Annotated in this window: 24 protein-coding genes; 17 read left to right on the forward strand and 7 right to left on the reverse strand. The window is 70.0% G+C overall.

All coding sequences use genetic code 11. From position 1 onward, the window contains the following. The first annotated feature begins 99 nt into the window (after positions 1-99). The 5 genes from N8I87_RS22920 (at position 100) to ccsB (ending at position 5,625) form a co-directional block, all read left to right on the forward strand. Positions 100-1,374 (forward strand): polysaccharide deacetylase family protein, encoded by a 1,275-nt coding sequence (locus N8I87_RS22920; RefSeq protein WP_263211270.1) that lies wholly within the window; start codon positions 100-102, stop codon positions 1,372-1,374. A gap of 66 nt (positions 1,375-1,440) precedes the next feature. Next, the gene (locus tag N8I87_RS22925) at positions 1,441-2,028 is read left to right on the forward strand and encodes a TlpA family protein disulfide reductase (protein WP_263211272.1); all 588 of its coding nucleotides are present in this window, start codon (positions 1,441-1,443) and stop codon (positions 2,026-2,028) included. Position 2,029: 1 nt separating this feature from the next. Further along, complete coding sequence (locus N8I87_RS22930) at positions 2,030-2,806, forward strand: cytochrome c biogenesis CcdA family protein (protein ID WP_263211274.1); 777 nt, start codon at positions 2,030-2,032, stop codon at positions 2,804-2,806. Between the two features lie 3 nt (positions 2,807-2,809). Then, positions 2,810-4,528, forward strand: coding sequence for a cytochrome c biogenesis protein ResB (resB, locus tag N8I87_RS22935; protein WP_263211276.1), 1,719 nt, complete (start codon positions 2,810-2,812; stop codon positions 4,526-4,528). Then, the gene (ccsB, locus tag N8I87_RS22940) at positions 4,525-5,625 is read left to right on the forward strand and encodes a c-type cytochrome biogenesis protein CcsB (RefSeq protein ID WP_263211278.1); all 1,101 of its coding nucleotides are present in this window, start codon (positions 4,525-4,527) and stop codon (positions 5,623-5,625) included. The genes resB and ccsB overlap by 4 nt, the downstream gene beginning before the upstream one ends. A 326-nt stretch (positions 5,626-5,951) precedes the next feature. On the opposite strand, the gene N8I87_RS22945 is transcribed toward ccsB, so the two are convergent. After that, the gene (locus tag N8I87_RS22945) at positions 5,952-6,296 is read right to left on the reverse strand and encodes a hypothetical protein (protein WP_263211280.1); all 345 of its coding nucleotides are present in this window, start codon (positions 6,294-6,296) and stop codon (positions 5,952-5,954) included. Positions 6,297-6,504: 208 nt separating this feature from the next. Here N8I87_RS22945 and N8I87_RS22950 point away from each other — a divergent pair, with 208 nt between their 5' ends. Both N8I87_RS22950 and N8I87_RS22955 read left to right on the forward strand, forming a co-directional pair. Then, positions 6,505-6,657: a hypothetical protein gene (locus tag N8I87_RS22950; RefSeq protein WP_263211282.1), complete on the forward strand. Its 153-nt coding sequence runs from the start codon at positions 6,505-6,507 to the stop codon at positions 6,655-6,657. Positions 6,658-6,696: 39 nt separating this feature from the next. After that, positions 6,697-7,101, forward strand: a complete 405-nt coding sequence (locus N8I87_RS22955) for an SRPBCC family protein (RefSeq protein WP_263211284.1) — start codon at positions 6,697-6,699, stop codon at positions 7,099-7,101. Here the strand turns inward: N8I87_RS22955 and N8I87_RS22960 are convergent. The 4 genes from N8I87_RS22960 to N8I87_RS22975 form a co-directional block, all read right to left on the reverse strand. After that, positions 7,098-8,645 (reverse strand): type 1 periplasmic-binding domain-containing protein, encoded by a 1,548-nt coding sequence (locus N8I87_RS22960; protein ID WP_263211286.1) that lies wholly within the window; start codon positions 8,643-8,645, stop codon positions 7,098-7,100. The two genes, N8I87_RS22955 and N8I87_RS22960, sit on opposite strands and share 4 nt — an antisense overlap. Continuing rightward, positions 8,645-10,744: a hypothetical protein gene (locus tag N8I87_RS22965; protein ID WP_263211288.1), complete on the reverse strand. Its 2,100-nt coding sequence runs from the start codon at positions 10,742-10,744 to the stop codon at positions 8,645-8,647. The genes N8I87_RS22960 and N8I87_RS22965 overlap by 1 nt, the downstream gene beginning before the upstream one ends. Before the next feature lie 99 nt (positions 10,745-10,843). Beyond that, positions 10,844-11,815 carry an isopenicillin N synthase family dioxygenase gene (locus N8I87_RS22970; protein ID WP_263211290.1) on the reverse strand — a complete coding sequence of 324 codons (972 nt, stop codon included), beginning with the start codon at positions 11,813-11,815 and terminating at the stop codon, positions 10,844-10,846. Continuing rightward, positions 11,808-12,257 carry a nucleoside deaminase gene (locus tag N8I87_RS22975; RefSeq protein WP_263211292.1) on the reverse strand — a complete coding sequence of 150 codons (450 nt, stop codon included), beginning with the start codon at positions 12,255-12,257 and terminating at the stop codon, positions 11,808-11,810. Before N8I87_RS22975 ends, N8I87_RS22970 begins: the two co-directional genes overlap by 8 nt. 165 nt (positions 12,258-12,422) lie before the next feature. On the opposite strand from N8I87_RS22975, the gene N8I87_RS22980 reads away from it, so the two are divergent. Together N8I87_RS22980 and N8I87_RS22985 are read left to right on the forward strand one after the other, a co-directional pair. Then, positions 12,423-13,190 carry a CDP-alcohol phosphatidyltransferase family protein gene (locus N8I87_RS22980; RefSeq protein WP_263211294.1) on the forward strand — a complete coding sequence of 256 codons (768 nt, stop codon included), beginning with the start codon at positions 12,423-12,425 and terminating at the stop codon, positions 13,188-13,190. 102 nt (positions 13,191-13,292) lie between these two features. After that, on the forward strand, positions 13,293-14,240 hold the full coding sequence (locus tag N8I87_RS22985) for a DMT family transporter (RefSeq protein WP_263211295.1): 948 nt from the start codon (positions 13,293-13,295) through the stop codon (positions 14,238-14,240). Here N8I87_RS22985 and N8I87_RS22990 read toward each other — a convergent pair. After that, on the reverse strand, positions 14,137-15,018 hold the full coding sequence (locus N8I87_RS22990; protein WP_263216607.1) for a LysR family transcriptional regulator: 882 nt from the start codon (positions 15,016-15,018) through the stop codon (positions 14,137-14,139). The two genes, N8I87_RS22985 and N8I87_RS22990, sit on opposite strands and share 104 nt — an antisense overlap. After that, entirely contained in the window at positions 15,018-15,287 is a 270-nt protein-coding gene (locus tag N8I87_RS22995; RefSeq protein WP_263211297.1) for a PLD nuclease N-terminal domain-containing protein, read from the reverse strand. The genes N8I87_RS22990 and N8I87_RS22995 overlap by 1 nt, the downstream gene beginning before the upstream one ends. Positions 15,288-15,363: 76 nt before the next feature. On the opposite strand from N8I87_RS22995, the gene N8I87_RS23000 reads away from it, so the two are divergent. From N8I87_RS23000 to N8I87_RS23035, 8 genes are all read left to right on the forward strand, one after another. Then, positions 15,364-16,815 (forward strand): menaquinone biosynthesis decarboxylase, encoded by a 1,452-nt coding sequence (locus N8I87_RS23000; protein ID WP_263211299.1) that lies wholly within the window; start codon positions 15,364-15,366, stop codon positions 16,813-16,815. Beyond that, the gene (gene mqnP / locus N8I87_RS23005; protein ID WP_263211301.1) at positions 16,812-17,714 is read left to right on the forward strand and encodes a menaquinone biosynthesis prenyltransferase MqnP; all 903 of its coding nucleotides are present in this window, start codon (positions 16,812-16,814) and stop codon (positions 17,712-17,714) included. The genes N8I87_RS23000 and mqnP overlap by 4 nt, the downstream gene beginning before the upstream one ends. 178 nt (positions 17,715-17,892) lie before the next feature. Then, entirely contained in the window at positions 17,893-18,543 is a 651-nt protein-coding gene (locus N8I87_RS23010) for a UbiX family flavin prenyltransferase (protein ID WP_263216609.1), read from the forward strand. A gap of 68 nt (positions 18,544-18,611) precedes the next feature. Beyond that, the gene (locus N8I87_RS23015) at positions 18,612-19,067 is read left to right on the forward strand and encodes an Lrp/AsnC family transcriptional regulator (protein ID WP_263211303.1); all 456 of its coding nucleotides are present in this window, start codon (positions 18,612-18,614) and stop codon (positions 19,065-19,067) included. Between the two features lie 81 nt (positions 19,068-19,148). Continuing rightward, a complete protein-coding gene (gene mqnE, locus N8I87_RS23020; protein WP_263211305.1) occupies positions 19,149-20,312 on the forward strand; it encodes an aminofutalosine synthase MqnE in 1,164 nt (387 codons plus the stop codon). Positions 20,313-20,347: 35 nt separating this feature from the next. After that, positions 20,348-20,998 carry a UdgX family uracil-DNA binding protein gene (locus tag N8I87_RS23025; protein WP_263211307.1) on the forward strand — a complete coding sequence of 217 codons (651 nt, stop codon included), beginning with the start codon at positions 20,348-20,350 and terminating at the stop codon, positions 20,996-20,998. A 16-nt stretch (positions 20,999-21,014) separates the two neighbouring features. Continuing rightward, positions 21,015-21,539: a GNAT family N-acetyltransferase gene (locus N8I87_RS23030; RefSeq protein WP_263211309.1), complete on the forward strand. Its 525-nt coding sequence runs from the start codon at positions 21,015-21,017 to the stop codon at positions 21,537-21,539. 103 nt (positions 21,540-21,642) lie between these two features. Next, the gene (locus N8I87_RS23035; protein WP_263211311.1) at positions 21,643-21,942 is read left to right on the forward strand and encodes a DUF4229 domain-containing protein; all 300 of its coding nucleotides are present in this window, start codon (positions 21,643-21,645) and stop codon (positions 21,940-21,942) included. Positions 21,943-21,964 lie beyond the last annotated feature (22 nt).

Consider the following 21,964-nt stretch of genomic DNA (forward strand, 5'->3'; position numbering starts at 1 on the left):
GTACTCGTTGCTGAATGTAGAACAAGTGATGGAACCTCCCGGTCCATCGCGCCCTCTGAGTGGGTGACCACCAGCAGGACGTGATGAATCGGGGTTCTCATGCGCACCTTCTCCCGGAGGGGAATACTCGGCCTCGGCGCGGGCGCCGCGGCCGTCGCCGGTCTCGCGGGCTGTGGCTCTCTCACCGCCTCAGACGGGGACGGACACGGTTCGGGTTCCCGCGGGGACGGAAAGGGCGGCAGCGGCAAGGGCGGTGCGCGTCCCGGCCGGCCCATCGGGGACGGCTCCACGTCCTTCACGGGCAAGCAGCCCCACCAGCCCGCCAAGCCCGAGCCGCTGGAGCCGGGGCAGACCCCGCCGCAGTTCGTGATCTTCTCCTGGGACGGGGCGGGCGAGGTCGGCAACGGTCTCTTCCCGCGCTTCCTCGACCTCGCCAAGGAGCACGGCGCGAGCATGACCTTCTTCCTCTCGGGGCTGTATCTGCTGCCCGAGTCGAAGAAGCGGCTCTACAACCCGCCGAACAACCCGCGCGGCGCCTCCGACATCGGCTACCTCACCGACGACCACGTCAAGGCCACGCTGACCAACGTCCGCCGCGCCTGGCTAGAGGGCCATGAGATCGGCACCCACTTCAACGGCCACTTCTGCTCCGGCAGCGGCACCGTCGGCAACTGGACCCCGCAGCAGTGGAAGAGCGAGATCGAGCAGGCCAAGGGCTTTGTGAAGCAGTGGCGGACCAACAGCGGATGGACCGACCTGCCGTCGCTGCCGTTCGACTACGACAAGGAGCTGGCCGGCGGTCGTACCCCCTGTCTGCTCGGCCAGAACAACCTCCTGCCCACCGCCCGCGAGCTCGGCTGGCGCTACGACGCCTCCTCGCCCGGCGGCCGTCAGGTGTGGCCGCAGAAGAAGCTGGGGATCTGGGACCTGCCGTTGCAGCAGATACCCTTCCCCGGCCGCAGCTTCGAGGTCCTGTCGATGGACTACAACATGCTCGCCAACCAGTCGGTCAACTCGACCAAGGCGCCCGCCCACAACTACCCGGGCTGGCGGCAGCAGTCGGCGCAGGCCTACATATCCGGATTCAAGCGGGCATATGAGACAAACCGCGCACCCCTCTTCATAGGCAACCACTTCGAGCAGTGGAACGGCGGCATCTACATGGACGCCGTCGAGGAGGCCTTCAAGCACATCGCACGCGAGAAGGAGAAGGGCGCCGACGTGCGGATGGTCTCCTTCCGGCAGTTCGTGGACTGGCTGGACGTGCAGCGGCCGCAGGCGCTCGGCAAGCTGCGTACGCTGGACGTCGGGCAGCAGCCGGCCGGCGGCTGGAAGACCTTCCTGTCCTCCGGAGCCGCCTCGAACGCGGCCTGAGATGCGGGTTTCCGCCCGCAAGGGGGGTGCCCGAGATCCCCGGAACGGACATGCGAAACTTTTCACATGACCACCCGTAGCCGCCTCCTGCTCGCCGCCACGGCCGCCGCAGCGGCGCTGACCCTGTCCGCGTGCACCTCCGGCGGCACCTCCGGCGGAGGTGGCAACACCAACTTCGTCACGGGCAACAACGGCATCGCCACGGCCGCCAAGGGTCATCGCTCCCCGGCGCCCGACCTGTCCGGCAGGACCATCGACGGCAAGACCCTCGATGTCGCCGACTACAAGGGCAAGGTCGTCGTCGTCAACGTGTGGGGCGCCTGGTGCGGGCCGTGCCGCGCCGAGGGCAAGTACTTCGCCAAGGTCTCCAAGGACTACCAGGACAAGGGCGTCCAGTTCATCGGCATCAACACCCGGGACACCAGCACCACCCCGGCGATCGCCTTCGAGAAGGAGCAGGGGATCACCTACCCCAGCCTGTACGACCCGACGGGCAAGCTGATGCTCCGCTTCAAGAAGGGCACGCTCAACCCGCAGCTGATCCCCTCCACGCTCGTCATCGACCGGGACGGGAAGATCGCCGCGCGCGCCCTGGAGGCGCTCAGCGAGGAGAGCCTGCTCAAGATGCTCGAGCCGGTCCTCGCGGAGAAGTGACGTGAGTGCGCTTCTCCCGCTCGCCGCGGAGTTGGTGGGCAAGAACGAGACCGTCTACAGCGGCGCCCTGCTGCTGGCCCTGCCGATCGCCGTGCTCGGCGGCCTGGTCTCGTTCTTCTCACCCTGTGTGCTGCCCCTCGTCCCCGGCTACCTCTCCTATGTGACCGGGGTCACCGGTACCGACCTGGGTGAGGCCCGGCGCGGCCGGATGGTGGCGGGCGCCTCGCTGTTCGTGCTCGGCTTCACCGTCGTCTTCGTCTCCGGCGGGGCGCTGTTCGGCTACTTCGGGCAGACCCTGCAGGAGTACAAGGACACGCTGTCCAAGGTGCTCGGCGTGCTCATGATCCTGCTGGGCGTCTTCTTCATGGGGCTGATGCCCTGGCTGACCCAGCGTGAGTTCCGCTTCCACAAGCGCCCCGCCACGGGCCTGGTGGGCGCGCCCCTCCTCGGCGCGCTGTTCGGCATCGGCTGGACCCCCTGCATCGGTCCCACCCTCGCCTCCGTCGTCGCCCTGTCCTCCCAGCAGGCGAGCGCCGGCCGCGGCGCCATACTGACCGTCGCCTACTGCGTCGGCCTCGGCGTGCCCTTCGTCCTCACCGCCGTCGCCTTCCGCAAGGCCCTCGGCGCCTTCGGCTGGGTCAAGCGCCACTATGTGTGGGTGATGCGCGTCGGCGGCACGATGATGATCGTGACCGGTGTGCTGCTGCTGACCGGGGCGTGGGACAGTCTCGTGAGCCAGATGCAGATCTGGTCCACCGGCTTCAATGTGGGGATCTGACCGATGAGCGACACCACAACGGACAACTCCGTGGCCGGCGCCGAGGACCAGGACCTGGGCGCCGCCGGCTCCCAGCTGTCCACGGCACCCCAGGAGGAGCTGCCGAACCTGCCCTCGCTGGGCGTCGTCGGCTGGGTCCGCTGGTTCTGGCGGCAGCTCACCTCCATGCGGGTCGCGCTGCTGCTGCTCCTGCTGCTGTCGCTCGGCGCCATCCCCGGCTCGCTGATCCCGCAGACCGGCGCCGATGCCACCAAGGTCGACGACTTCCGCACGGCCCACACGACGCTCACGCCGATCTACGACAAGCTCGGCCTCTTCCACGTCTACAGCTCGGTGTGGTTCTCCGCGATCTACATCCTGCTGTTCGTCTCCCTCATCGGCTGCATCGTGCCGCGTACCTGGCAGTTCGTGGGCCAGCTGCGCAGCCGCCCGCCGGCCGCGCCCAAGCGGCTGACCCGGCTGCCCGCCTACACCACCTGGCGCACCGAGGCCGGGCCCGAGCAGGTCCGTGAGGCCGCGCTCGCCCTGCTGAGGAAGCGCCGCTTCCGCGCCCATGTCGCGGGAGATGCCGTCGCCGCCGAGAAGGGCTATGTGCGTGAGCTGGGCAACCTGGCCTTCCACATCGCGCTGATCGTGATGCTGGTGGCCTTCGCCTCGGGCCAGCTGTACAAGTCGGACGGCACCAAGCTGGTCGTCGAGGGGGGCGGTTTCTCCAACTCGATCATCCTGTACGACGACTTCAAGTCCGGCAGCCTCTTCACCGCCGACGACCTGGTGCCGTTCAGCTTCGACCTCAAGGACTTCAGGGCCACCTACGAGCTCACCGGCCCGAACCGGGGCACCCCGCGCACCTTCCAGGCCGGCATCACCTACACGGACGGCGCGTACGGCAAGCAGAAGTCGACCACCATCAAGGTCAACGAACCGCTGAAGATCGGCGACTCCAAGGTCTACCTGGTCAGCCACGGATACGCGCCGGTCATCACGGTCCGGGACGGCAAGGGCACCGTCGTCTACCGCGACGCCGTGCCGCTGCTCCCGCTCGACGGCAACGTCACCTCGAACGGCGTGGTCAAGGTCATGGACGGCTACAAGGACGCCAAGGGCACCGGCGAACAGCTGGGCATCCAGGCCTTCTTCCTGCCGACCTACGGCGGCGGCGCCTCGGTGCTGTCGCAGTTCCCCTCGCTGCTGAACCCGGTGCTCAACCTCGCGCCGTACCACGGTGACCTGGGCGTCAACTCGGGTCTGCCACAGAGCGTGTACCAGCTCAACAAGACGCATATGAAGGCCTTCAAGGACGCCAAGGGCCGGCAGCTGAGGGTCAATCTGAAGCCCGGTGAGACCACGCAGCTCCCGAACGGCGCCGGCTCGATCACATTCGAGAAGGACATCAAGGAGTGGGCCGGCTTCGAGATCGTCCAGGAGCCCGGCAGCGGCTGGGCGCTCGGCGGCGCGCTCACCGCGATCTTCGGTCTGGCCGCGTCCCTGTTCATCCAGCGCCGCCGCGTCTGGGTGCGGGCCGTGCGCGGCGCCGACGGCGTGACCGTCGTCGAGATGGCCGGCCTCGGCCGCAGCGAGTCCGCCAAGGTGCCCGAGGAACTGGGCGACCTCGCGGGCATCCTCTACGACCAGGCGCCGGGGGCACCCGACGCCGCCGACGACGACCCTTCCGAATCCCCCGACCCCGAAGTCGTATCTGCCGAAGGGGCTGAGCAGTGACTCTCGCCGCCGCAACCGATCTCGCCACCGCGACCAACGAGCACCTGGCGAGCGTCAGCAACACGCTGATCTACTCGTCGATGGCCGTCTACACCCTGGCCTTCTTCGCGTACATCGCCGAATGGCTGCTCGGCAGCCGCAGCAAGGTCGGCCGTACGGCCGCCGCGCTCACCGCCGACGCGTCGAAGAAGGCGGCCGCGCCCGCGGTCACCGTGCAGCGGGCGGGCGGCACCGCCGTCCTGGAGCGGCCCAAGGTCGTCGTCCGGTCCTCGGCCGGCGCCCGGGACGTGCCGGACGGTCCCGGTGCCCACGGCGGTGATGAGCAGGGCGACCTCTACGGCCGTATCGCCGTGTCCCTCACCGTGCTCGCCTTCCTGGTGGAGCTCGGCGGTGTCGTCGCCCGCGCGGCCTCCGTGCAGCGGGCGCCGTGGGGCAACATGTACGAGTTCAACGTCACGTTCTCCACGGTCGCCGTCGGCGTGTACCTCGGGCTGCTGGCGCTGAAGAAGAACGTGCGCTGGATGGGCCTGTTCCTCATCACCACGGTCCTGCTCGACCTGGGCCTCGCGGTCACCGTCCTGTACACGGCGAGCGACCAGCTGGTCCCGGCCCTGCACTCGTACTGGCTGTACATCCACGTCTCCACCGCGATCTTCTGCGGCGCGGTCTTCTACGTCGGCGCGGTCGCCACGATCCTCTACCTGTTCAAGGACTCGTACGAGAACAAGCTCGTCAGCGGCGGCAAGCCCGGCACGTTCGCGACCTCCGTCCTGGAGCGCCTGCCCGCCTCCGCCTCGCTGGACAAGTTCGCGTACCGCGTCAACGCGGCCGTCTTCCCGCTGTGGACGTTCACGATCATCGCGGGCGCGATCTGGGCGGGCGACGCCTGGGGCCGCTACTGGAACTGGGACCCCAAGGAGACCTGGTCCTTCATCACCTGGGTCGCCTACGCCTGCTATCTGCACGCCCGTGCCACGGCCGGCTGGAAGGGCCGCAAGGCCGCCTACCTCGCGATGATCGCGTTCGCCTGCTGGCTGTTCAACTACTACGGCGTCAACATCTTCGTGACCGGCAAGCACTCCTACGCGGGCGTCTGAGCACCCGGGGCCGGCCCGATGGCCGACCTGATGCAACTCTTCCAGCCACGCGGCGTCCTGCACGGTGACACGCTCGGAAACTTCCCCCGGGCGTGTGGCCGCCCCATTCGCCGCGGGCGCCGGCGGGCGGCGCCATAAGAGATCCCTCCTGCCCGGCCCCTACCGGGGCCGGGCAGGAGGTGTCCACCACTCGGGAACAGGTCCCGACCTCCGTGCGGTGCAGTCCTGGACGGCTCCACCACACCGGAGGTCTTCGCCCTGATCAAGCCCGGCCGGTGTTGACAACGCTCGTGATCAATACATCTGGAGCCTGTCCGGCCTGCGGGTCAGTCCCTGACCTGCGTGTCGATGAACTTTGCGCTGGTCCGCTGGGGCGCGCCGCACTCGGCCACGGACTTCTGGTACCACTGCTTCCACGGGCCGTAGGCGATGTACGTGTCGCCGCTGATGCCGTCGGTGCAGCGGATCTTGGCCCGCTGCTCTCCCGGGCCGTAATGGCAGGTCGAACTGATCGAGTAGGTGTTGATCTGGTGGTACCCGCAGCCGTGCGGCGCGGCGAAGGCCGGGGTGGCCACGGCGATGGGCGCGGCCACGGCGATGCCGCCGAGCAGCAGCGGTGTCGAGAGGAGCGAGGTGAGCTTCCTCTTGCCGAGCGTCTTCCTGTTGAGCACAAGATCCCCCTCTGTTCGGGCCGGCTGGTCGGGCCGGCTGTGCGCCGTCGGTTGTGGATGACCGACAGGCTGGTCTGGAAGCAGGTTACTGACCCGTCGCCGATCATGTCCATGCCTTAGGCGTCGAGTCGCGATCAAGGGTTGCTGCGGGTGAGGTCTTTGATCCAGATCATCGCGGCGCGAAGGTGGAGGCCGGCGACCTGGACGAGTGGATCTTCGACCGAAGACCCATGAGTTCCTCGGTGAGCGCGAGGTGGCCACGGCCGACTTGCCCAAGTCCGGGATCAAGAAGGGCGACGTCCTGGGCAACACCTCCGTCCTCCGCCGCGCAATCGTCGACAAGGCGGGTCAGCGCCCGTAACCACGTGCGGAACCCTCCGTGACGGGTCACGCTGGTGTCATGAGCGGTTCCATCGAACAGGGCATCAGCCAGACCCATGGGAACACGCACATCCTCCACTTCCTGGTGCGGCTCCCGAGGCCCATGGACACGGTCTGGCCCGCGCTCGCCACCCCGGAGGGGCTCGCGGGCTGGTTCACCGTCGCCGACGTCCTCGAACCCCGGCTCGGCGGTGCGGTCACCCTGCGTGACCTGGGCAGCGGGCACATCACCGCGTGGGACGTGGACCGGGTCGCCGAGTACACGCTGGAGGGCGGCGGCCGGGTCCGCTTCCATCTGGAGCGGGACGGGGAGACGGCGAGCGCCCTGCGCTTCACCCATGAGTACCGGGGGGACGGGGAGTCGGAGCCTGCCTGGCGGACCCGATTCGAACGCCTGATCGAGATCGTCGAGGGTGCGGCCTAGGACGGCGGCAGACACTCCTTCGCCGGCGGCTTCCCCTCCGGCCAGGCGATCCGTACGAACCGGGAGCCGCCCTCCGGGGAGAGCTCCACGATCGGTACGGCCTTGTCGTACGGGTTGCCGTGCACGTCCAGGCAGATCCAGCCGCTCGCCCCGTCGACCCGCAGCGAGCCCTTGACCTGCGGCCACTGCAGTCCCACATCGGTCAGCGCCGGAATCTTCCGCCCGTCGGGGACAGCCTCGCGGATGCCGTGCACGGCCAGCTGGAAGGCGTCGTACGCGATGATCAGCTGACCGTCGTCCAGGGCGACCGGGCCGATCGGTCCGACCGGCCGCCGTTCTGCGCTCGCCAACTGCTCCTGGAGCACCCGCGCGTCCGCCGCCGAGCCGCCCGACCTCGCGGGATCCCTCACCCAGGCGTCCGGATGGGCGAGGGCGGTGTAGCGGACGGCGAGGTTGTGCCCGAGGGCGCCGCGGTTCAGGTCCTTCTCACCGGTCAGATACGAGCCCTCGTCCCCGGTCAGCACCGTGAACTTCCGCTCCTGGCAGCCACGTCCGCCCAGCGCGTTGATGAACTGCCGCAGCTGGGTGTGCCGGCCCGCGAACAGGATCGTGTCGGTCTCCTTGGACGTGTCGCACACCAGATGGGTGATCTGCCGGAAGGTGTTGGCGGTCGTGCCCTCCTGGGTGCGGTCGGCGGGCGGGGTGAACGGCTGCGGCTCGTAGGGCGACCCCTTGATCAGCGCGGCGAACGACTTCTGCAGCGTCCGGGTGTACGGGTCCCCGGGCTTGTCGTACACCAGCAGCGCCTTGCCCGCGCCGACCTTGGCGAAGGAGGCCAGTGCGCGGGCCTCGTCGGTGTTGGTCGGCGAGACCCGGGCAAGACCCGGATAGGGGTCCTTGCCGCCCTGGCCGTTGGCGAGGTCGTCTGCGGTGATGGAGGAGCCGACCACCGGGATGCCCCGCCGGGTCAGCTCCCTGACGGCCTCCTGGTTGTTGTCGGTGCTCTGCCCCACCCCGGCGACCGCCCGCAGCCGGTCCGAGGTCGTCGTCATCCGCGCCAGCCGGTCGACCATCTGCCGCCAATGGGCGCCGGTGGCCCCCGGGTTGGCGAGCACCAGCCGGATCGCCGGGGCCTCGCCGTTGGAGCCGTGGTTCGCCCGGTACTGCGCCACAAACACGCCCTGCAACTCGTGCAGTATGTCGCTGAGACTGGCCGTGGCGGTCGCGGTGTACGGCAGCATCAGCGCCACCGTCACATAACTCCCGGGCTTCAGGCGGCCGTTCTCCCGCTCGATCGCCCGTACCGTGTCCCGGAGTTCGGGATGCCCGAAGTCGTACGCCGTCGTCGCCACGCCCACGCACTCGTCGCTGTCCTTCGGACGTGCCACTCCGGGCGCGCAGGAGCGGTCGTCGTGCGCGAGGGTGCGCACGGCGAGGACCAGGCCGGCCACCAGGCAAGCCGCGACCAGGAGCGCCAGATAGCGGCGGAGCGGGATCTCCCAGACGCCCTCGCGCAGCCAAGTGCCCAGACCCCTGCGTGCCATCACGTCCCCCCGCTCCGGTCGTCCGGGTCGTCCTCGTCGTCCGGGCCGGCCGGCGCCCGACCGGCGAGCGCGGCCGCCGGCCAGTCCCGCGAGGCCCGCCACAGCAGCGCGTTGCCCGCGGGCCGCAGATTGGACAACTGCTCCAGCTCGAACCGCAGCCGGTCGGCGACCTTCGGATCGGGCAGCACCAGCGGATCGGCCAGCTGCCACACCGCGTGCAGCAACCGCCGTATGCGCAGATGCAGTACGGCGTCCACGCCCTCCGGCACGTCCTGAGCGGCGTCCGTCCGGCCGAGGGCCACCGCGGCCCGCCGGTCGTCCCGGCCGCCGAAGTCGCGTCCTTCGGCGTCGTGCGCGTGGAAGTACGGCGCCGACGCGACGAAGCGGAGCATGCGCAGCCAGGCGCTGGTGTCGAGGGTGTGGAAGGAGTCGCGCAGCTGGGCGACCGCCGACGCGGTTGTCCCCAGGGCGAGTTCGTGGTGCAGCCGGAAGGCGTCCACGGGCTCGGTGGCCTGCTCGTAGTGGGCGATCAGGGTCTCGTGGGCGGTGCGCCACTGCCCGTGGTCGGGCTCCCGCAGATGCAGCCGGAGCAGCAGCAGGGTCCGTACGAAGGGATCGCCGACGAACTGGCCCGGCGCACCCGGCAGTCCCTCCTGGGCGAGCCGGGTCTGCAGGGCCCGTACGTCCGCCGGGCCGAAGTCGTCCGGGAGCAGGGCCGCGGCCAGGGCGCAGGCCGAGTCGTGGTCGTGGGCCGCGGCCAGCACGGTCAGCTCGTCCAGCCGGTCGGCGGGCACCAGCCGGTCGAGGAGTTCGAGATAGGTGGGGGAGCCGGCGTGGTCCTCGTGCAGCCGGACGTCCGCGGTGAGCAGTTCGCCGAGCGATGCCGCCTGCGGCAGGTTCTGCGCGGCCGACTCGGCGAGCAGGACGATGCCGAGCGGGTTGCCGCCGGTCAGCCGGTGGGTGGCGTGCGGGAGTTGGGGCGGCACCGGGGTCTCGTCGCAGACGGCGCCCACGATGTGCAGGGTGTCGTCGGGGGTGAGCGGCGGCAGCGACACCAGCAGCGCCCGGGAGGACGGCACGGCCGCGTCCGGGGTCCAGTCGCTGCGCCGGGCCACTTCGGGCAGCGCATGCCGTACGGCGTTGCGTAAGCTCTCCCGCCCGTCGCCGCGCAGCGCGCCGATGAACGCCACCTGGTCGGCCGTCCCCTCGGAGCGGTCCCGCAGCACCGCCTCCAGGAGCCCCGGACCGGGCGCTGCCTGCGCGTTGTCGATGAGGACGAGCGGCCGCCCCAGCCGCTGCATGCGCGGCAGCATGCCCGCGTACGCCTCGGTCAGATCGGCGAGCAGGGCCCGCACCAGATGGCGCTCGGCGTGCTCGCGGGAGGTGCCGCCCGCCCGGAAGTGCCCGGAGAGCAGGATCAGTCCGCGCTGGGCGTGTCCGCCCGCGTTCGGATAGGTCCGGTACCAGACCGACGCCTTCTGGTGCCGGCGGCTCGCGAAGCCCTCCGCGACGGACTCCAGGGTGGCCTCGATCGCCCCCGACAGGAACGGCCCGCTGCCGGTCGCCGCGGCGACCACCTTGGCCGCCACCTTCCCGGCCCAGCGTCCGGCGAAGCCGCTGATCCACGACCCGCTCTCGTTCAGCAGCAGGATCCGCTCGACCTCGCGCCGGATCCGCTCCGAGTCGGCGTCGCTCCAGCCGCCGGCCGCCACCGCCACCAGGCCCGACATCAGCCGGGGAAAGGTGATCCGGCCGGCTCCGGTCACCGGCTCCGCGAGCTGCTCGGCGATGACCAGCAGCGCCTGCGCCACCGGTGACCAGGACTCGGCGGGCCGGTCCGCGGGCGGTCCCGCGAACTGCGCGTCCGCACAGTCGACCAACGCGACCGGCGTGTGGCCCTTGTAGGCCTCCCGCAGCTCGCCGAGCACCGCGCTCTTGCCCAGGCCTCGCGCGCCCGTGAGCATGACGAAGGGCGGCTCCGCCGGGTGCTCGAACGGATGTGCACGGTGCTGGTAAGGGCGCAGACCCACGAGCCTCGGAGCCAGGCCGGCCGGATCCGTGTCGAACAGGGCCCCCCGTCCGTGCAGACGTCTGTGCACCGCATCCCCCCTCAACGCCAGTGTAGGAAGGGGGAGTTGCTTCGTGCCAGATCGCGTGGTGTCCGTTGGATTACGAAACTGTCGACATGATCAGGCCCATCAATCCACGGTGATCGAGTCCAGCTTCTCGCGCAGGTACACATGTGAGTCGACGGGCGGGTACGCCACCCGGCCCACCGGGGCCGGGACGGACTCGACGAGTGTGCCCGGGGTGCATTCGCCGAAGTAGACGAGGGACACCAGCTCCTCGGTGGGTGCGTCCGAGGGCGGCGGGAGCACGCGGTGCCGGCCCGACCGCCATCGGTCCCCGGTCCAACGGGCCATCAGATCACCGATGTTGATGGTGAAGGCGGCGGGGTCGAAGGGCGCGTCCCGCCATCCGCCCTCGTCCGTGTGGACCTGGAGCCCGCCCCTGCCCGCCTGCCGGTCCAGAATGGTGACCGTCCCGAAGTCGGTGTGCGGACCGATCCGGAACTGCCCCGGCAGCGGCTCGCCGATCACCTCCGTCCCCGGGTACCAGTTGATGTTGAAGCCGTACGTCGGATGGTCCATGTGCCGGCTGAAGAAGTCCGGTTCGAGCCCGAGGGCGTGACCGAGCAGGGAAAGGAGCCGCTTCTCCAGCGCGGCCATCTCCCCCAGATACCGCTCGCACAGCGGCCGGAGTTCGGGAACCTCGCCCGGCCACACATTGGGCGCGTACCACTCGGCGTTGACCACCGGGTCCTCGAACGGCTCGTGCGTCGCGAAGGTCAGGGACTCCTTCAGATCCGGCGGGGTCTCGGTCCCCTCCGCGTACGCGTTGGCCTCCGCCCCCGGCCCGAGCCACCCGCGTCCGCCGACCTTCGCCTCGTACGCCTGCTTGGCCTCGACGGGCAGCGTGAAGAACCGGCGCGCGGCCTCCCGGACGGCCGAGCGCAGCCCGGGCTCCACCCCGTGCCCGGTCACGAGCAGGAATCCGGCGGTCTGCAGGGCCCGGTCGACGGTACGGGCGATGTCCCCGCGCGCCTCGGGGCCGCCGTCGAGCCAGGGGCGCAGATCGATGGTCGGGATGCGGGGCCGATGCTCACTCACCGATGTCCTCGTTCCACAGGGCCGGGTTGTCCTCGATGAACTCATGCATGAGTGCCGTGCACTCGGGGTCGTCCAGGAGCACGATCTCCACGCCGTGCTCGGCCAGCCAGTCGTGGCCGCCGTGGAAGGTGGCCGCCTCGCCGACCACGACCCGGGAGATGCCGAACTGGCGGACCAGGCCGCTGCAGTACCAGCAGGGCGAGAGGGTGGTCACCATCGTGGTGCCCCGGTACGACCGCTGTCGCCCCGCCGCGCGGAAGGCGGCCGTCTCCGCGTGCATCGAGGGGTCGCCGTCCTGCACACGGCGGTTGTGGCCGCGGCCGAGGAGGGTGCCGTCGGCGCCGTAGAGGGCCGCGCCGATCGGGATGCCGCCCTCGGCGAGCTCGGCGCGGGCCTCGGCGACGGCGGTGGCGAGCCAGGCGCGGGCCTGTTGCTGATCCATGCGTTCACTCTCCTCGGGCACAGGCGCCGGCACCGGGACAACATGCCCAACGTACGGGGGTCTTCAGGGGTGGCCTCGGTAAAGCGCCGGGAAACCCACTCTGTACCCTGGCCCGATCAATCGCCGCGTGAAGCGGCAGTCGGCCCCCGGTGGTGGGAGGAAGTCATGGTTGCCGCTCCGGTTCTGGAGGAGCTGCGGGAGGTCGTGCAGCCGCAGGCCAAGCTGGCGAGCCGCAACGGCGAGCACTGGGCGGGCCGGCTGTACATGCGGGAGGTCTCGCTGCGGTTCACCCGGCAGTTGGTGCGCACTCCCGTCACCCCGGACCAGCTGACCTGGACGATGATGGTGTGCGGGATCGCCTCCGGCGCGGCCCTGCTCATACCCGGTCTGACGGGCGCCGTCCTGGCCGCGGTGCTGATGCAGCTGTTCCTCCTCTTCGACTGCGTGGACGGCGAAGTCGCCCGCTGGAAGGGGCAGAACAGCGCGACCGGCATTTACGTCGACCGGCTCGGGGCCTATCTCGCCGACGCGGCGCTGATGGCGGGCGCCGGCTTCCACGCGGCGCAATCGGGTTACGGCGGCTGGGTGTCGGTCGGCATCGCCACCGCGCTCGGCGTCGTCCTGCTGAAGGCCTCCACCGACCTGGTGGACGTGGCACGCGCCCGGCGCGGACTGACCGTCGCCGACGACGAGGCGACCCGGCCGCGTTCGCAGGGCGTCGCGACGGTGCGCAGGCTGGCCGCCGCCTTCAAGATCCACCGCGTCACCAACGGCATCGAGGCGTCCCTGGTGCTGCTCGTCGCCGCGCTCGCCGGCGAGATCACCGGCGGCATCGAGCCCACCCGCTGGGCGCTGGGCACGCTCGCCGTGATCACCTGGGTGATGGTCCCGGCGCACCTGCTGTCGATCCTGTCTTCGTCCCGCCTGCGCTGACGCCGGCTGACCCGGGCTCATCGGCAGCGCCGATGAGCCCATCGGCAGGACGCCCCACCGGCGCGTGGACCGGCACGCGTGCCCGCTCGTAGCTTCGACGGCATGACCCCAGAGACCAAGGGCACGGCCCAGCTCACGATCGCGATGGTGCTCTCCGGCACCCTCGGCGTCTTCGTCGTCGAGTCGGGCGCCTCGCCCTTCGACGTCGTGTTCTTCCGCGTCCTGTTCGGCGCCCTGGCCCTCGGCGCATACGTCGTCGCCCGCGGCTGGCTGCGCGACCACGGCTTCACCCCGCGCACCCTCGGACTGGCCGTCCTCGGCGGTGTGTTCATCGTCTTCAACTGGGTGCTGCTGTTCCAGTCGTACGAGAACACGTCCATCTCCGTGGCGACAGTCGTCTACCACACGCAGCCGTTCTACGTGGTCCTGCTTGGCGCCCTGCTGTTCCGCGAGCGGCTCACGGCCGCCACGGTGGGGTGGATCGCCCTCGCCTTCGCCGGGCTGATCCTCGTCTCCGGTGTCACACCCGAAGACTTCACGGGGGGCGGGACGTATGCCGTCGGCGTGGGACAGGCCCTGCTCGCCGCCCTCCTCTACGGTCTGTCCACCCTGGTCACCAAGCGCATCACCGGGGTACGCCCGCACCTGATCGCCCTCGTCCAGGTCCTCGTCGGCATCCCGCTGCTGCTTCCCTTCGCCGACTTCGGCGCGATGAGCGGAACGGGGTGGGACTGGGGCTGGCTGGCCGGGCTCGGGCTGATCCACACCGGGGTGATGTACGTCCTGATGTACGCCGCCTACGCCCGGCTGGCCACCTCGAAGATCGCCGTCCTCGCCTTCGTCTACCCGGCCGTCGCGATGGTCATGGACTGGGCGGTGTACGGCCACCACATCGGCCTCGTCCAGGCGCTGGGCGTACCGCTGATCGTGACGGCGAGCCTGAAGGTCACCCTTGCTCGGCGACCAGTTGCCGCGCCCGCTCCACGAACAGCCGCGCATGCGCCGGAAGCCGCTTCCCGGCCCGCCACGCCAGCTGCGTGCGAAGCGTGAACGACGGCTCCCACGCCAGTCGTACGAGAGAACCCTCCGAAAGTTCGGCGGCGACCGTCACCTCGGGCAGCAGCGCGCTCCCGAGGCCGGCCGCCGCCGCGCGTTTGGTGGCCTCGATCGTGCCGAACTCCATGAAGTCCACCGGGGCGAGGGCGGTCAGCTCCCGCTCGAACAGGTCCCGGTAGGCGCAGCCGGGCTCGGTCGCCAGCAGCGGCTGCCGTACCAGGTCCGCCGTCGCGACCGGCTTCCCGGCCAGCGGATGTCCGGGCGCGGCCACCAGCACCAGCGGCTCCTCGGCCAGCACCACGCCCTCCAGCCCGGCGTGCTCGGTCTGCTCCTCCATCAGAAAGCCCAGGTCGTACGTGCCCTGCCGCAGCGCCTGCCGGGTCTCGTCGCCGATGGTGGTGCGCAGCGAGAGCCGCACCCGGGGGTAGCGGTGGTGGAACAGTTCGAGGAGCGGCGGCAGCCGGTAGGAGGTCAGCGACTCCATCGTGCCGATGGCGAGGGTTCCGGCCGGTTCGTCCGCGTCGGCCACCACCGTCCGCGCCTCCTCGGCCAGCTCGATCATCCGCCGGGCGTAGGGCAGCAGCCGCTCGCCCGCCTCCGTGAGCCGGATACGGCTGCCGAGCCGGTCGAACAACTCCGCGCCCAGGTCCGACTCCAGGGCACGGATCTGGCCGGTCACGCTGGACTGGGCGTACTTCAGCTCGGCCGCGGCCCGGGTGAAGCTCAAGGCGGTGGCGACCTTCTCGAAGGTGACGAGCAGCCTCAGCTCCATCACTCGGCCTCGGGCTCGTTCTTCCTGAGGGACTTCAGGAACTCGGGGTTGTCGTCGGGGGCGACCCAGCGGGCGGGGGCCGGGGCCCGTACCTTGCCGGCGATCAGCCAGGCGACCGGGCCGACCAGCACCTCGCCGAAGAGCAGGATGATGATGACCCACGCCACCTTCGGCAGCCCGCTCACCTCTTCCTCGGGCGTGTTGAGGCAGTCCACGAACGCGTAGATCCACAGCGCCAGGACCAGCAGGAAGGGGAGATACCTGAGCATTGGCGTGAGATCCCTCGGCAGAGTGAGACGGCCCCGGTGACGGGCCCAGGTTAGCCCGTGGCCGATACTGGGTCACATGGCTTACGACGATCTTCGTTCCCTGCTCAGGGCGCTGGAGCGTGAAGGCGACCTCAAGCGCGTCAAGGTCGAGGTCGACCCGTACCTGGAGGTCGGGGAGATCGTCGACCGGGTGCAGAAGTCCGGCGGTCCGGCGCTGCTCTTCGAGAACGTGAAGGGCTCCGCGATGCCCCTCGCGATGAACGTCTTCGGGACCGACCGGCGCCTGCTGAAGGCGCTCGGCCTGAAGTCGTACGGCGAGATCAGCGAGAAGATCGGCGGGCTGCTGCGGCCCGAGCTGCCGCACGGCTTCGTGGGGGTGCGCGAGGCGTTCGGGAAGCTCGGCGCGATGACGCACGTGCCGCCGAAGAAGATCAAGGACGCTCCGGTGCAGGAGGTCGTCCTGCGGGGCGACGACGTCGACCTCGACACGCTCCCCGCCCTGTTCACCTGGCCGCAGGACGGCGGCTCCTTCTTCAACCTGGGGCTCACGCACACCAAGGATCCGGAGAGCGGGGTCCGTAACCTCGGGCTCTACCGCCTCCAGCGGCACGACCGGCGCACCATCGGCATGCACTGGCAGATCCACAAGGACAGCCGCAACCACTACCAGGTCGCGGCCAGGCGCGGGGAACGCCTGCCGGTGGCGATCGCCTTCGGCTGCCCCCCGGCCGTGACCTACGCCTCGACCGCCCCGCTCCCCGGTGACATCGACGAGTACCTGTTCGCCGGCTTCGTCGCGGGCAAGCGCATCGAGATGGTCGACTGCAAGACGGTTCCGCTCCAGGTCCCGGCGAACGCCGAGGTCGTCCTGGAGGGCTGGCTGGAGCCTGGCGAGATGCTCCCGGAGGGCCCCTTCGGCGACCACACCGGCTTCTACACACCGCAGGAGCCCTTCCCGGCGCTGAAGATCGACTGCGTGACGATGCGGAAGCGGCCGCTGCTCCAGTCGATCGTCGTGGGGCGCCCGCCGACCGAGGACGGTCCCCTGGGCCGCGCCACGGAGCGCTTCTTCCTACCCCTCCTGAAGATCATCGTCCCGGACATCGTGGACTACCACCTGCCCGAGGCCGGCGGCTTCCACAACTGTGCGATCGTCTCGATCGACAAGAAGTACCCGAAGCACGCGCAGAAGGTGATGCACGCGGTCTGGGGGGCCCACATGATGTCCCTGACCAAGCTGATCGTCGTCGTGGACGCCGACTGCGACGTGCACGATCTGCACGAGGTCGCCTGGCGGGCCCTCGGCAACACGGACTACGCCCGTGACCTCACGGTCGTGGAGGGGCCCGTCGACCATCTCGACCACGCCTCCTACCAGCAGTTCTGGGGCGGCAAGGCGGGCATCGACGCGACGAGGAAGTGGCCCGAGGAGGGCTACACGAGGGACGGCGGATGGCCGGAGATGGTTCTGTCGGACCCGGATACGGCGGCCCTGGTGGACCGCCGCTGGAAGGAGTACGGCCTGTGAGCAGCGCCTCCGCGGCACTCCCGCAGCCGGGACGCACCAAGGCGTTCCTGCGCCTGGTGATGATCGAGCACTCGGTCTTCGCGCTTCCCTTCGCCTACATCGCCGCGCTGACCGCGATGTTCGAGTGGGACAGGAACATCCACTGGGGCCGGCTGCTGCTGGTCACGATCTGCATGGTGGGCCTGCGTACGTTCGCCATGGCGGTCAACCGGATCATCGACCGCGAGATCGACGCCCGTAACCCGCGCACCGCCCACCGCGAGCTGGTGACCGGCGCGATGTCGGTGAGGCACGCCTGGACCGGCGCGCTGATCGCGCTGGTGATCTTCCTGGGCTCGGCGGCCCTGCTGAACCCGCTCTGTCTGGCCCTGGCCCCCATCGCGGTGATCCCGATGGTGGTCTACCCCTACGGCAAGCGGTTCACGAACTTCCCGCAGGCGATCCTGGGCCTGGCCCAGGCGATGGGCCCGGTCGGCGGCTGGCTCGCCATCTCGGGCACGTGGTCCTGGGACGCGGTGGTCCTCGGCCTCGCCGTCGGCATCTGGATCGGCGGCTTCGACCTGATCTACGCCTGCCAGGACGTCGAGACCGACCGCGAGATCGGCGTCATGTCGGTCCCGGCCCGCTTCGGCATCCCCGCGGCCATCTGGGGCGCCCGCGCCTGCCACACCCTCACCACGGCCCTGTTCGTCTGGTACGCGGTACTCACTGGCGCCGGTGCGTTCTTCTGGCTGGGCCTGCTGATCGTCGCGGCCGCGTTCGTCTACGAACACTCGATCGTCCGCCCACATGACCTGTCCCGCCTGAACAGGGCGTTCTTCTCGACCAACGGCTTCATCGGGATCAGTCTGTTCGTATGCGCCTTGATCGATCTGCTGGTGCGGGGGCTGACGCTGTAGTCCGTCCGGCTGATACGGATGAGTCCGTTCCCCCTCAAGGTGCTCCCCGCCGACGCGGGGTTCGATCCGGCGGTCCGGCGGCTCGCCGGACGGCCGGATCCGCAGCCGACCCACCGGTCCTGAGCACACCCCGCCCCACCGGTACGCTCAAGGTGTGAACGCAGGAGAAACGCAGCGCGTGCCTTGGATCGTGGGGGTGTCCGGAGCATCCGGGACCCCGTACGCGGCCGCTGTGCTGCGTGCGCTGCTCACGGCCGGTGAGAGCGTCGACCTGGTGGTCAGCCGGGCCTCGCGGCTCACCCTGCTCGATGAGACGGGGATCTCCTTCCGGGACGCCCACTGGCAGGATGACCTGCGGGAATGGCTGGCTCGTGGGGCGGACGGAAAGCCCGGGACCTTCGATGCGGACGTCGAGGGGGTGCGGTACTGGAACGCGGGCGACCTCGCGGCCGGGCCGTCCTCGGGGTCGTACCCCGTGAAGGGGATGCTCATCGTGCCCGCCTCCACCGCCTGTGTGGCGGGCGTCGCGCTCGGGCTCTCCAAGGACCTGCTCCAGCGTGCGGCGAGCGTCACCCTGAAGGAGCGCCGCAAGCTGGTCGTGGCCGTGAGGGAGACCCCGCTGAACGGCCAGACCCTGCGGCACCTGGTCGCCCTGGACGATGCGGGCGCGACCGTGGTGCCCGCCTCGCCGGCCTTCTACGCGGGGGCGACCCACATCCAGGACCTGGTGGACTTCGTCGCCGGACGGGTCCTCGACGCGGCGGGTGTCGCACACGGCCTCTACCGCCGCTGGGCGGGCGAACTCGGTGGCGGAACCCGCACGGCGTGATCGCCATCTGAGCAAGTCGCAGCAACTCTCATTACTTCTGGAACTCTTCAGCGGAAGGCTTCGATCGCATGGACGCGGTGGACAGGCAGCTCATCCAGGCCCTGAGAGAGAACGGCCGGGCTTCCTACGCGGAGCTGGGACGTCTCGTCGGCCTGTCGGGGCCCAGCGTCACCGACCGCATCAACCGGCTGGAGGCGGCCGGCGTCATCACCGGCTACCGCGCCACGGTGAACGCCGCCTCTCTCGGCCTCGGCGTCACCGCCCTGATCGGCATCTCGCTCTCCGACGCCGCCGACCACGAGGACGTGGCCCGCCGGCTGAAGGACCTGCCGGAGATCGAGGACTGCTGGTTCATCGCCGGCGACGACTCCTTCATGCTCAAGGTGCGCTCGACGGACGTGGACGGGCTGGAGAAGACCATCCGGCGGCTGAGCGGGACCAAGGGCGTCTCCCGGACCCGTACCACCATCGTGTTGTCCACGAAGTGGGAGAACCGGGTCGGGGAACTGCCCGAAGAGGTGTAGGCGCGCGGCGCCGTACGGGGGCACCGCCCGCCCGAAGGACGGGGGAGTAGGTTGGTCGGGCTGTCGGAGAAAGGTGTGGGCATGGACGTCGGGCTCAAGCGCGAGCTGGAGGACAAGGTGCGGGCGGGTGTTCGCCTGACCCGCGAGGACGGCATCGCGCTGTACGAGTCGGACGACCTGGCCTGGCTGGGCGGCCTCGCGCACGAGGTGCGGACGCGCAAGAACGGCGACGTCGTGCACTTCAACGTCAACCGCCACCTCAACATGACCAACGTGTGCACGGCCTCCTGCGCCTACTGCTCGTTCCAGCGCAAGCCGGGCGAGAAGGACGCGTACACGATGCGCATCGAGGAGGCCGTCAAGCTCGCGAAGGCGATGGAGTCGGAGAACCTCACCGAGCTGCACATCGTCAACGGCCTGCACCCGAACCTGCCGTGGCGCTACTACCCGCGTTCGCTGCGCGAGCTGAAGGCCGCGCTGCCGAACGTGTCGCTGAAGGCGTTCACGGCGACGGAGATCCACCACTTCGAGACGATCTCGGGACTCAGCGCCTCCGAGATCCTCGACGAGCTCATCGACGCGGGCCTGGAGTCCCTCACCGGCGGTGGCGCGGAGATCTTCGACTGGGAGGTCCGTCAGCACATCGTGGACCACCGGACCCACTGGGAGGACTGGTCCCGGATCCACGGCCTGGCGCACGAGAAGGGCCTCAAGACCCCGTGCACCATGCTGTACGGCCACATCGAGGAGCCCCGCCACCGCGTCGACCACGTGCTGCGGCTGCGTGAGCTGCAGGACGAGACGGGCGGCTTCCAGGTCTTCATCCCGCTGCGCTACCAGCACGACTTCGTGGACATGAAGGACGGGAAGATCCGCAACCGGCTCCAGGCCAGGACCCAGATGGCCACCGGGGCGGAGGCGCTGAAGACCTTCGCCGTCTCCCGGCTCCTGTTCGACAACATCCAGCACGTCAAGGTGTTCTGGGTGATGCACGGCGTGCAGACCGCCCAGCTCGCCCTCCAGCACGGCGCGGACGACATGGACGGCTCGGTGGTCGAGTACAAGATCACCCACGACGCCGACAACTACGGCACCCCGAACAAGCTGACCCGCGAGGACCTGCTGGACCTCATCCGCGACGCCGGCTTCCGCCCGGTGGAGCGGAACACGCGGTACGAGATCATCCGCGAGTACGACGGGCCGGACCCGGCACGCCGCGAGTCCCCGCAGCCCATGCGCGTGTGACGTGACGCCGCCGGCCGGACGGGTACCCGTCCGGCATGACGGTCACGAAGGCACCCGAGGACGCCTACACCGCCGAGCCCTTCCTCCCCGCCCGTGGCGGTCTCGCCGCGCTGCGCAGGGCGGCCGCGGGCTGCCGCGGCTGTCCCCTGCACCGCGAGGCCACGCGGACCGTGTTCGGCGAGGGCGCGGCGGACGCGCGGGTGATGCTGGTGGGGGAGCAGCCGGGGGATCAGGAGGACCGGCAGGGCAGGCCGTTTGTCGGGCCCGCCGGGAAGCTGCTCCACCGGGCGCTGGCGGAGGCCGGTATCGACCCGAGTGAGGCGTATGTCACCAACGCTGTCAAGCACTTCAAGTTCACGTGGGACGAACCCCGCAAGCGCCGTATCCACAAGGCGCCGAGCCTGCGGGAGACGGCCGCCTGCGGACCCTGGCTCGCCGCCGAGCTGGCTGCGGTCGAGCCCGAGCTGATCGTGGTGCTGGGCGCCACGGCGGGGAAGGCGCTGCTCGGGTCGTCGTTCAAGGTCTCCGAGGTGCGCGGGACGGTCCTGGAGCGGGAGATCCACGGGCGGCCGGAGCGGCTGGTGTCGACGGTGCATCCGTCGGCGGTGCTCCGGGCCGAGGACCGGGAGGGGGCGTACCGGGGGCTGGTGGCCGATCTGAAAGTGGCTGTGCACGCCCTGGGGTAAGGGATAGCCTGCCTGTATGTCCCTTACGTTTACTCTCGACCCCTCCGTCACTCCTGCCCTCCGCGACGGCGTCCTCGATCTCTGGGCCGATGTGTCCAACGCGGGCGGTGCCGTGGGGTTCGTGGCGCCGGTGAGCCGGGAGGAGATACGGCCCGAGTTCGTGAAGCTCCTCGCGGCGATGACCGAGGGCCGGGTCCGGCTGCTCGTCGGGCACGACGAGGCGGGGGAGGTGGCCGCGACCGGGTTCCTGTCCTTCAACACGCACCGGCTGATGAACCACTGGGTGTGGCTCTACACCGTGATGGTCCACCCGCGGCACCAGGGCAAGGGGTACGGCCGGGACCTGTTGGCGGCCGCCGCCGACGCGGCCCGCGGCTTCGAGGGCATCGACGCCATACGGCTCGGCTGCCGGGGCGGTCACGGCCTGGAGCGGTTCTACAGCTCCTGCGGCTACAAGGAGGTCGGCCGGGTGCCGGGCGCGATCCGTGTCGCCCCCGGGGACGACCGGGACGACATCACCATGCTGCTGCCGCTGCTGTGAGGGGTCCGCGCCACCCCCGTGCAAGATCGGGTCCCGGGCGTGCTTCACTGGACGGGGCCCGTATGTGGCGTAAGGACCGTTCGAAACGGAAGTGTGGATTGAGATGCTCCGCTACACGCTGATGCGCCTCGGTATTTTCGCGGGCTGCTTCTTGGTCGTCTGGGGCGCTGTCTACGCCGGCGTCTTCCCGCGCGGTTTCGGCGACTCCAACTTCCTGTGGGTCCTCCTGCTCGCCCTGGTGCTCTCGGCGCCGGTCAGCTGGGTGGCGCTGCGCAAGGAGCGGGACCGGGCGTCCGTCCAGATCGTCCAGAAGGTCGACCGGATGAAGTCGAACCTGGAGGCCAACCGCAACCAGGAGGACGCGGCGGACGACACCGCGCGGGCCGAGGGCCAGACTTCCTAGCGCCTTCCCCGCGTTGAGCGCC

Origin of the sequence: Streptomyces sp. HUAS 15-9, from assembly GCF_025642155.1 — a bacterium.
Taxonomy (GTDB): Bacteria; Actinomycetota; Actinomycetes; order Streptomycetales; family Streptomycetaceae; genus Streptomyces.

What these genes read in the sequence shown, in the direction of transcription:
- N8I87_RS22925 (WP_263211272.1), top strand. Translation starts at nt 1,441, where the DNA reads ATGACCACCCGTAGCCGCCTCCTGCTCGCCGCCACGGCCGCCGCAGCG.
- N8I87_RS23035 (WP_263211311.1), top strand. Translation starts at nt 21,643, where the DNA reads ATGCTCCGCTACACGCTGATGCGCCTCGGTATTTTCGCGGGCTGCTTC.
- N8I87_RS23030 (WP_263211309.1), top strand. Translation starts at nt 21,015, where the DNA reads ATGTCCCTTACGTTTACTCTCGACCCCTCCGTCACTCCTGCCCTCCGC.
- N8I87_RS23015 (WP_263211303.1), top strand. Translation starts at nt 18,612, where the DNA reads ATGGACGCGGTGGACAGGCAGCTCATCCAGGCCCTGAGAGAGAACGGC.
- N8I87_RS22995 (WP_263211297.1), bottom strand. Translation starts at nt 15,287, where the DNA reads ATGCTCAGGTATCTCCCCTTCCTGCTGGTCCTGGCGCTGTGGATCTAC.
- N8I87_RS22985 (WP_263211295.1), top strand. Translation starts at nt 13,293, where the DNA reads ATGACCCCAGAGACCAAGGGCACGGCCCAGCTCACGATCGCGATGGTG.
- N8I87_RS22960 (WP_263211286.1), bottom strand. Translation starts at nt 8,645, where the DNA reads ATGGCACGCAGGGGTCTGGGCACTTGGCTGCGCGAGGGCGTCTGGGAG.
- N8I87_RS22980 (WP_263211294.1), top strand. Translation starts at nt 12,423, where the DNA reads ATGGTTGCCGCTCCGGTTCTGGAGGAGCTGCGGGAGGTCGTGCAGCCG.
- N8I87_RS22920 (WP_263211270.1), top strand. Translation starts at nt 100, where the DNA reads ATGCGCACCTTCTCCCGGAGGGGAATACTCGGCCTCGGCGCGGGCGCC.
- N8I87_RS22990 (WP_263216607.1), bottom strand. Translation starts at nt 15,018, where the DNA reads ATGGAGCTGAGGCTGCTCGTCACCTTCGAGAAGGTCGCCACCGCCTTG.
- N8I87_RS23025 (WP_263211307.1), top strand. Translation starts at nt 20,348, where the DNA reads ATGACGGTCACGAAGGCACCCGAGGACGCCTACACCGCCGAGCCCTTC.
- N8I87_RS23000 (WP_263211299.1), top strand. Translation starts at nt 15,364, where the DNA reads ATGGCTTACGACGATCTTCGTTCCCTGCTCAGGGCGCTGGAGCGTGAA.
- N8I87_RS22955 (WP_263211284.1), top strand. Translation starts at nt 6,697, where the DNA reads ATGAGCGGTTCCATCGAACAGGGCATCAGCCAGACCCATGGGAACACG.
- mqnE (WP_263211305.1), top strand. Translation starts at nt 19,149, where the DNA reads ATGGACGTCGGGCTCAAGCGCGAGCTGGAGGACAAGGTGCGGGCGGGT.
- N8I87_RS22975 (WP_263211292.1), bottom strand. Translation starts at nt 12,257, where the DNA reads ATGGATCAGCAACAGGCCCGCGCCTGGCTCGCCACCGCCGTCGCCGAG.
- resB (WP_263211276.1), top strand. Translation starts at nt 2,810, where the DNA reads ATGAGCGACACCACAACGGACAACTCCGTGGCCGGCGCCGAGGACCAG.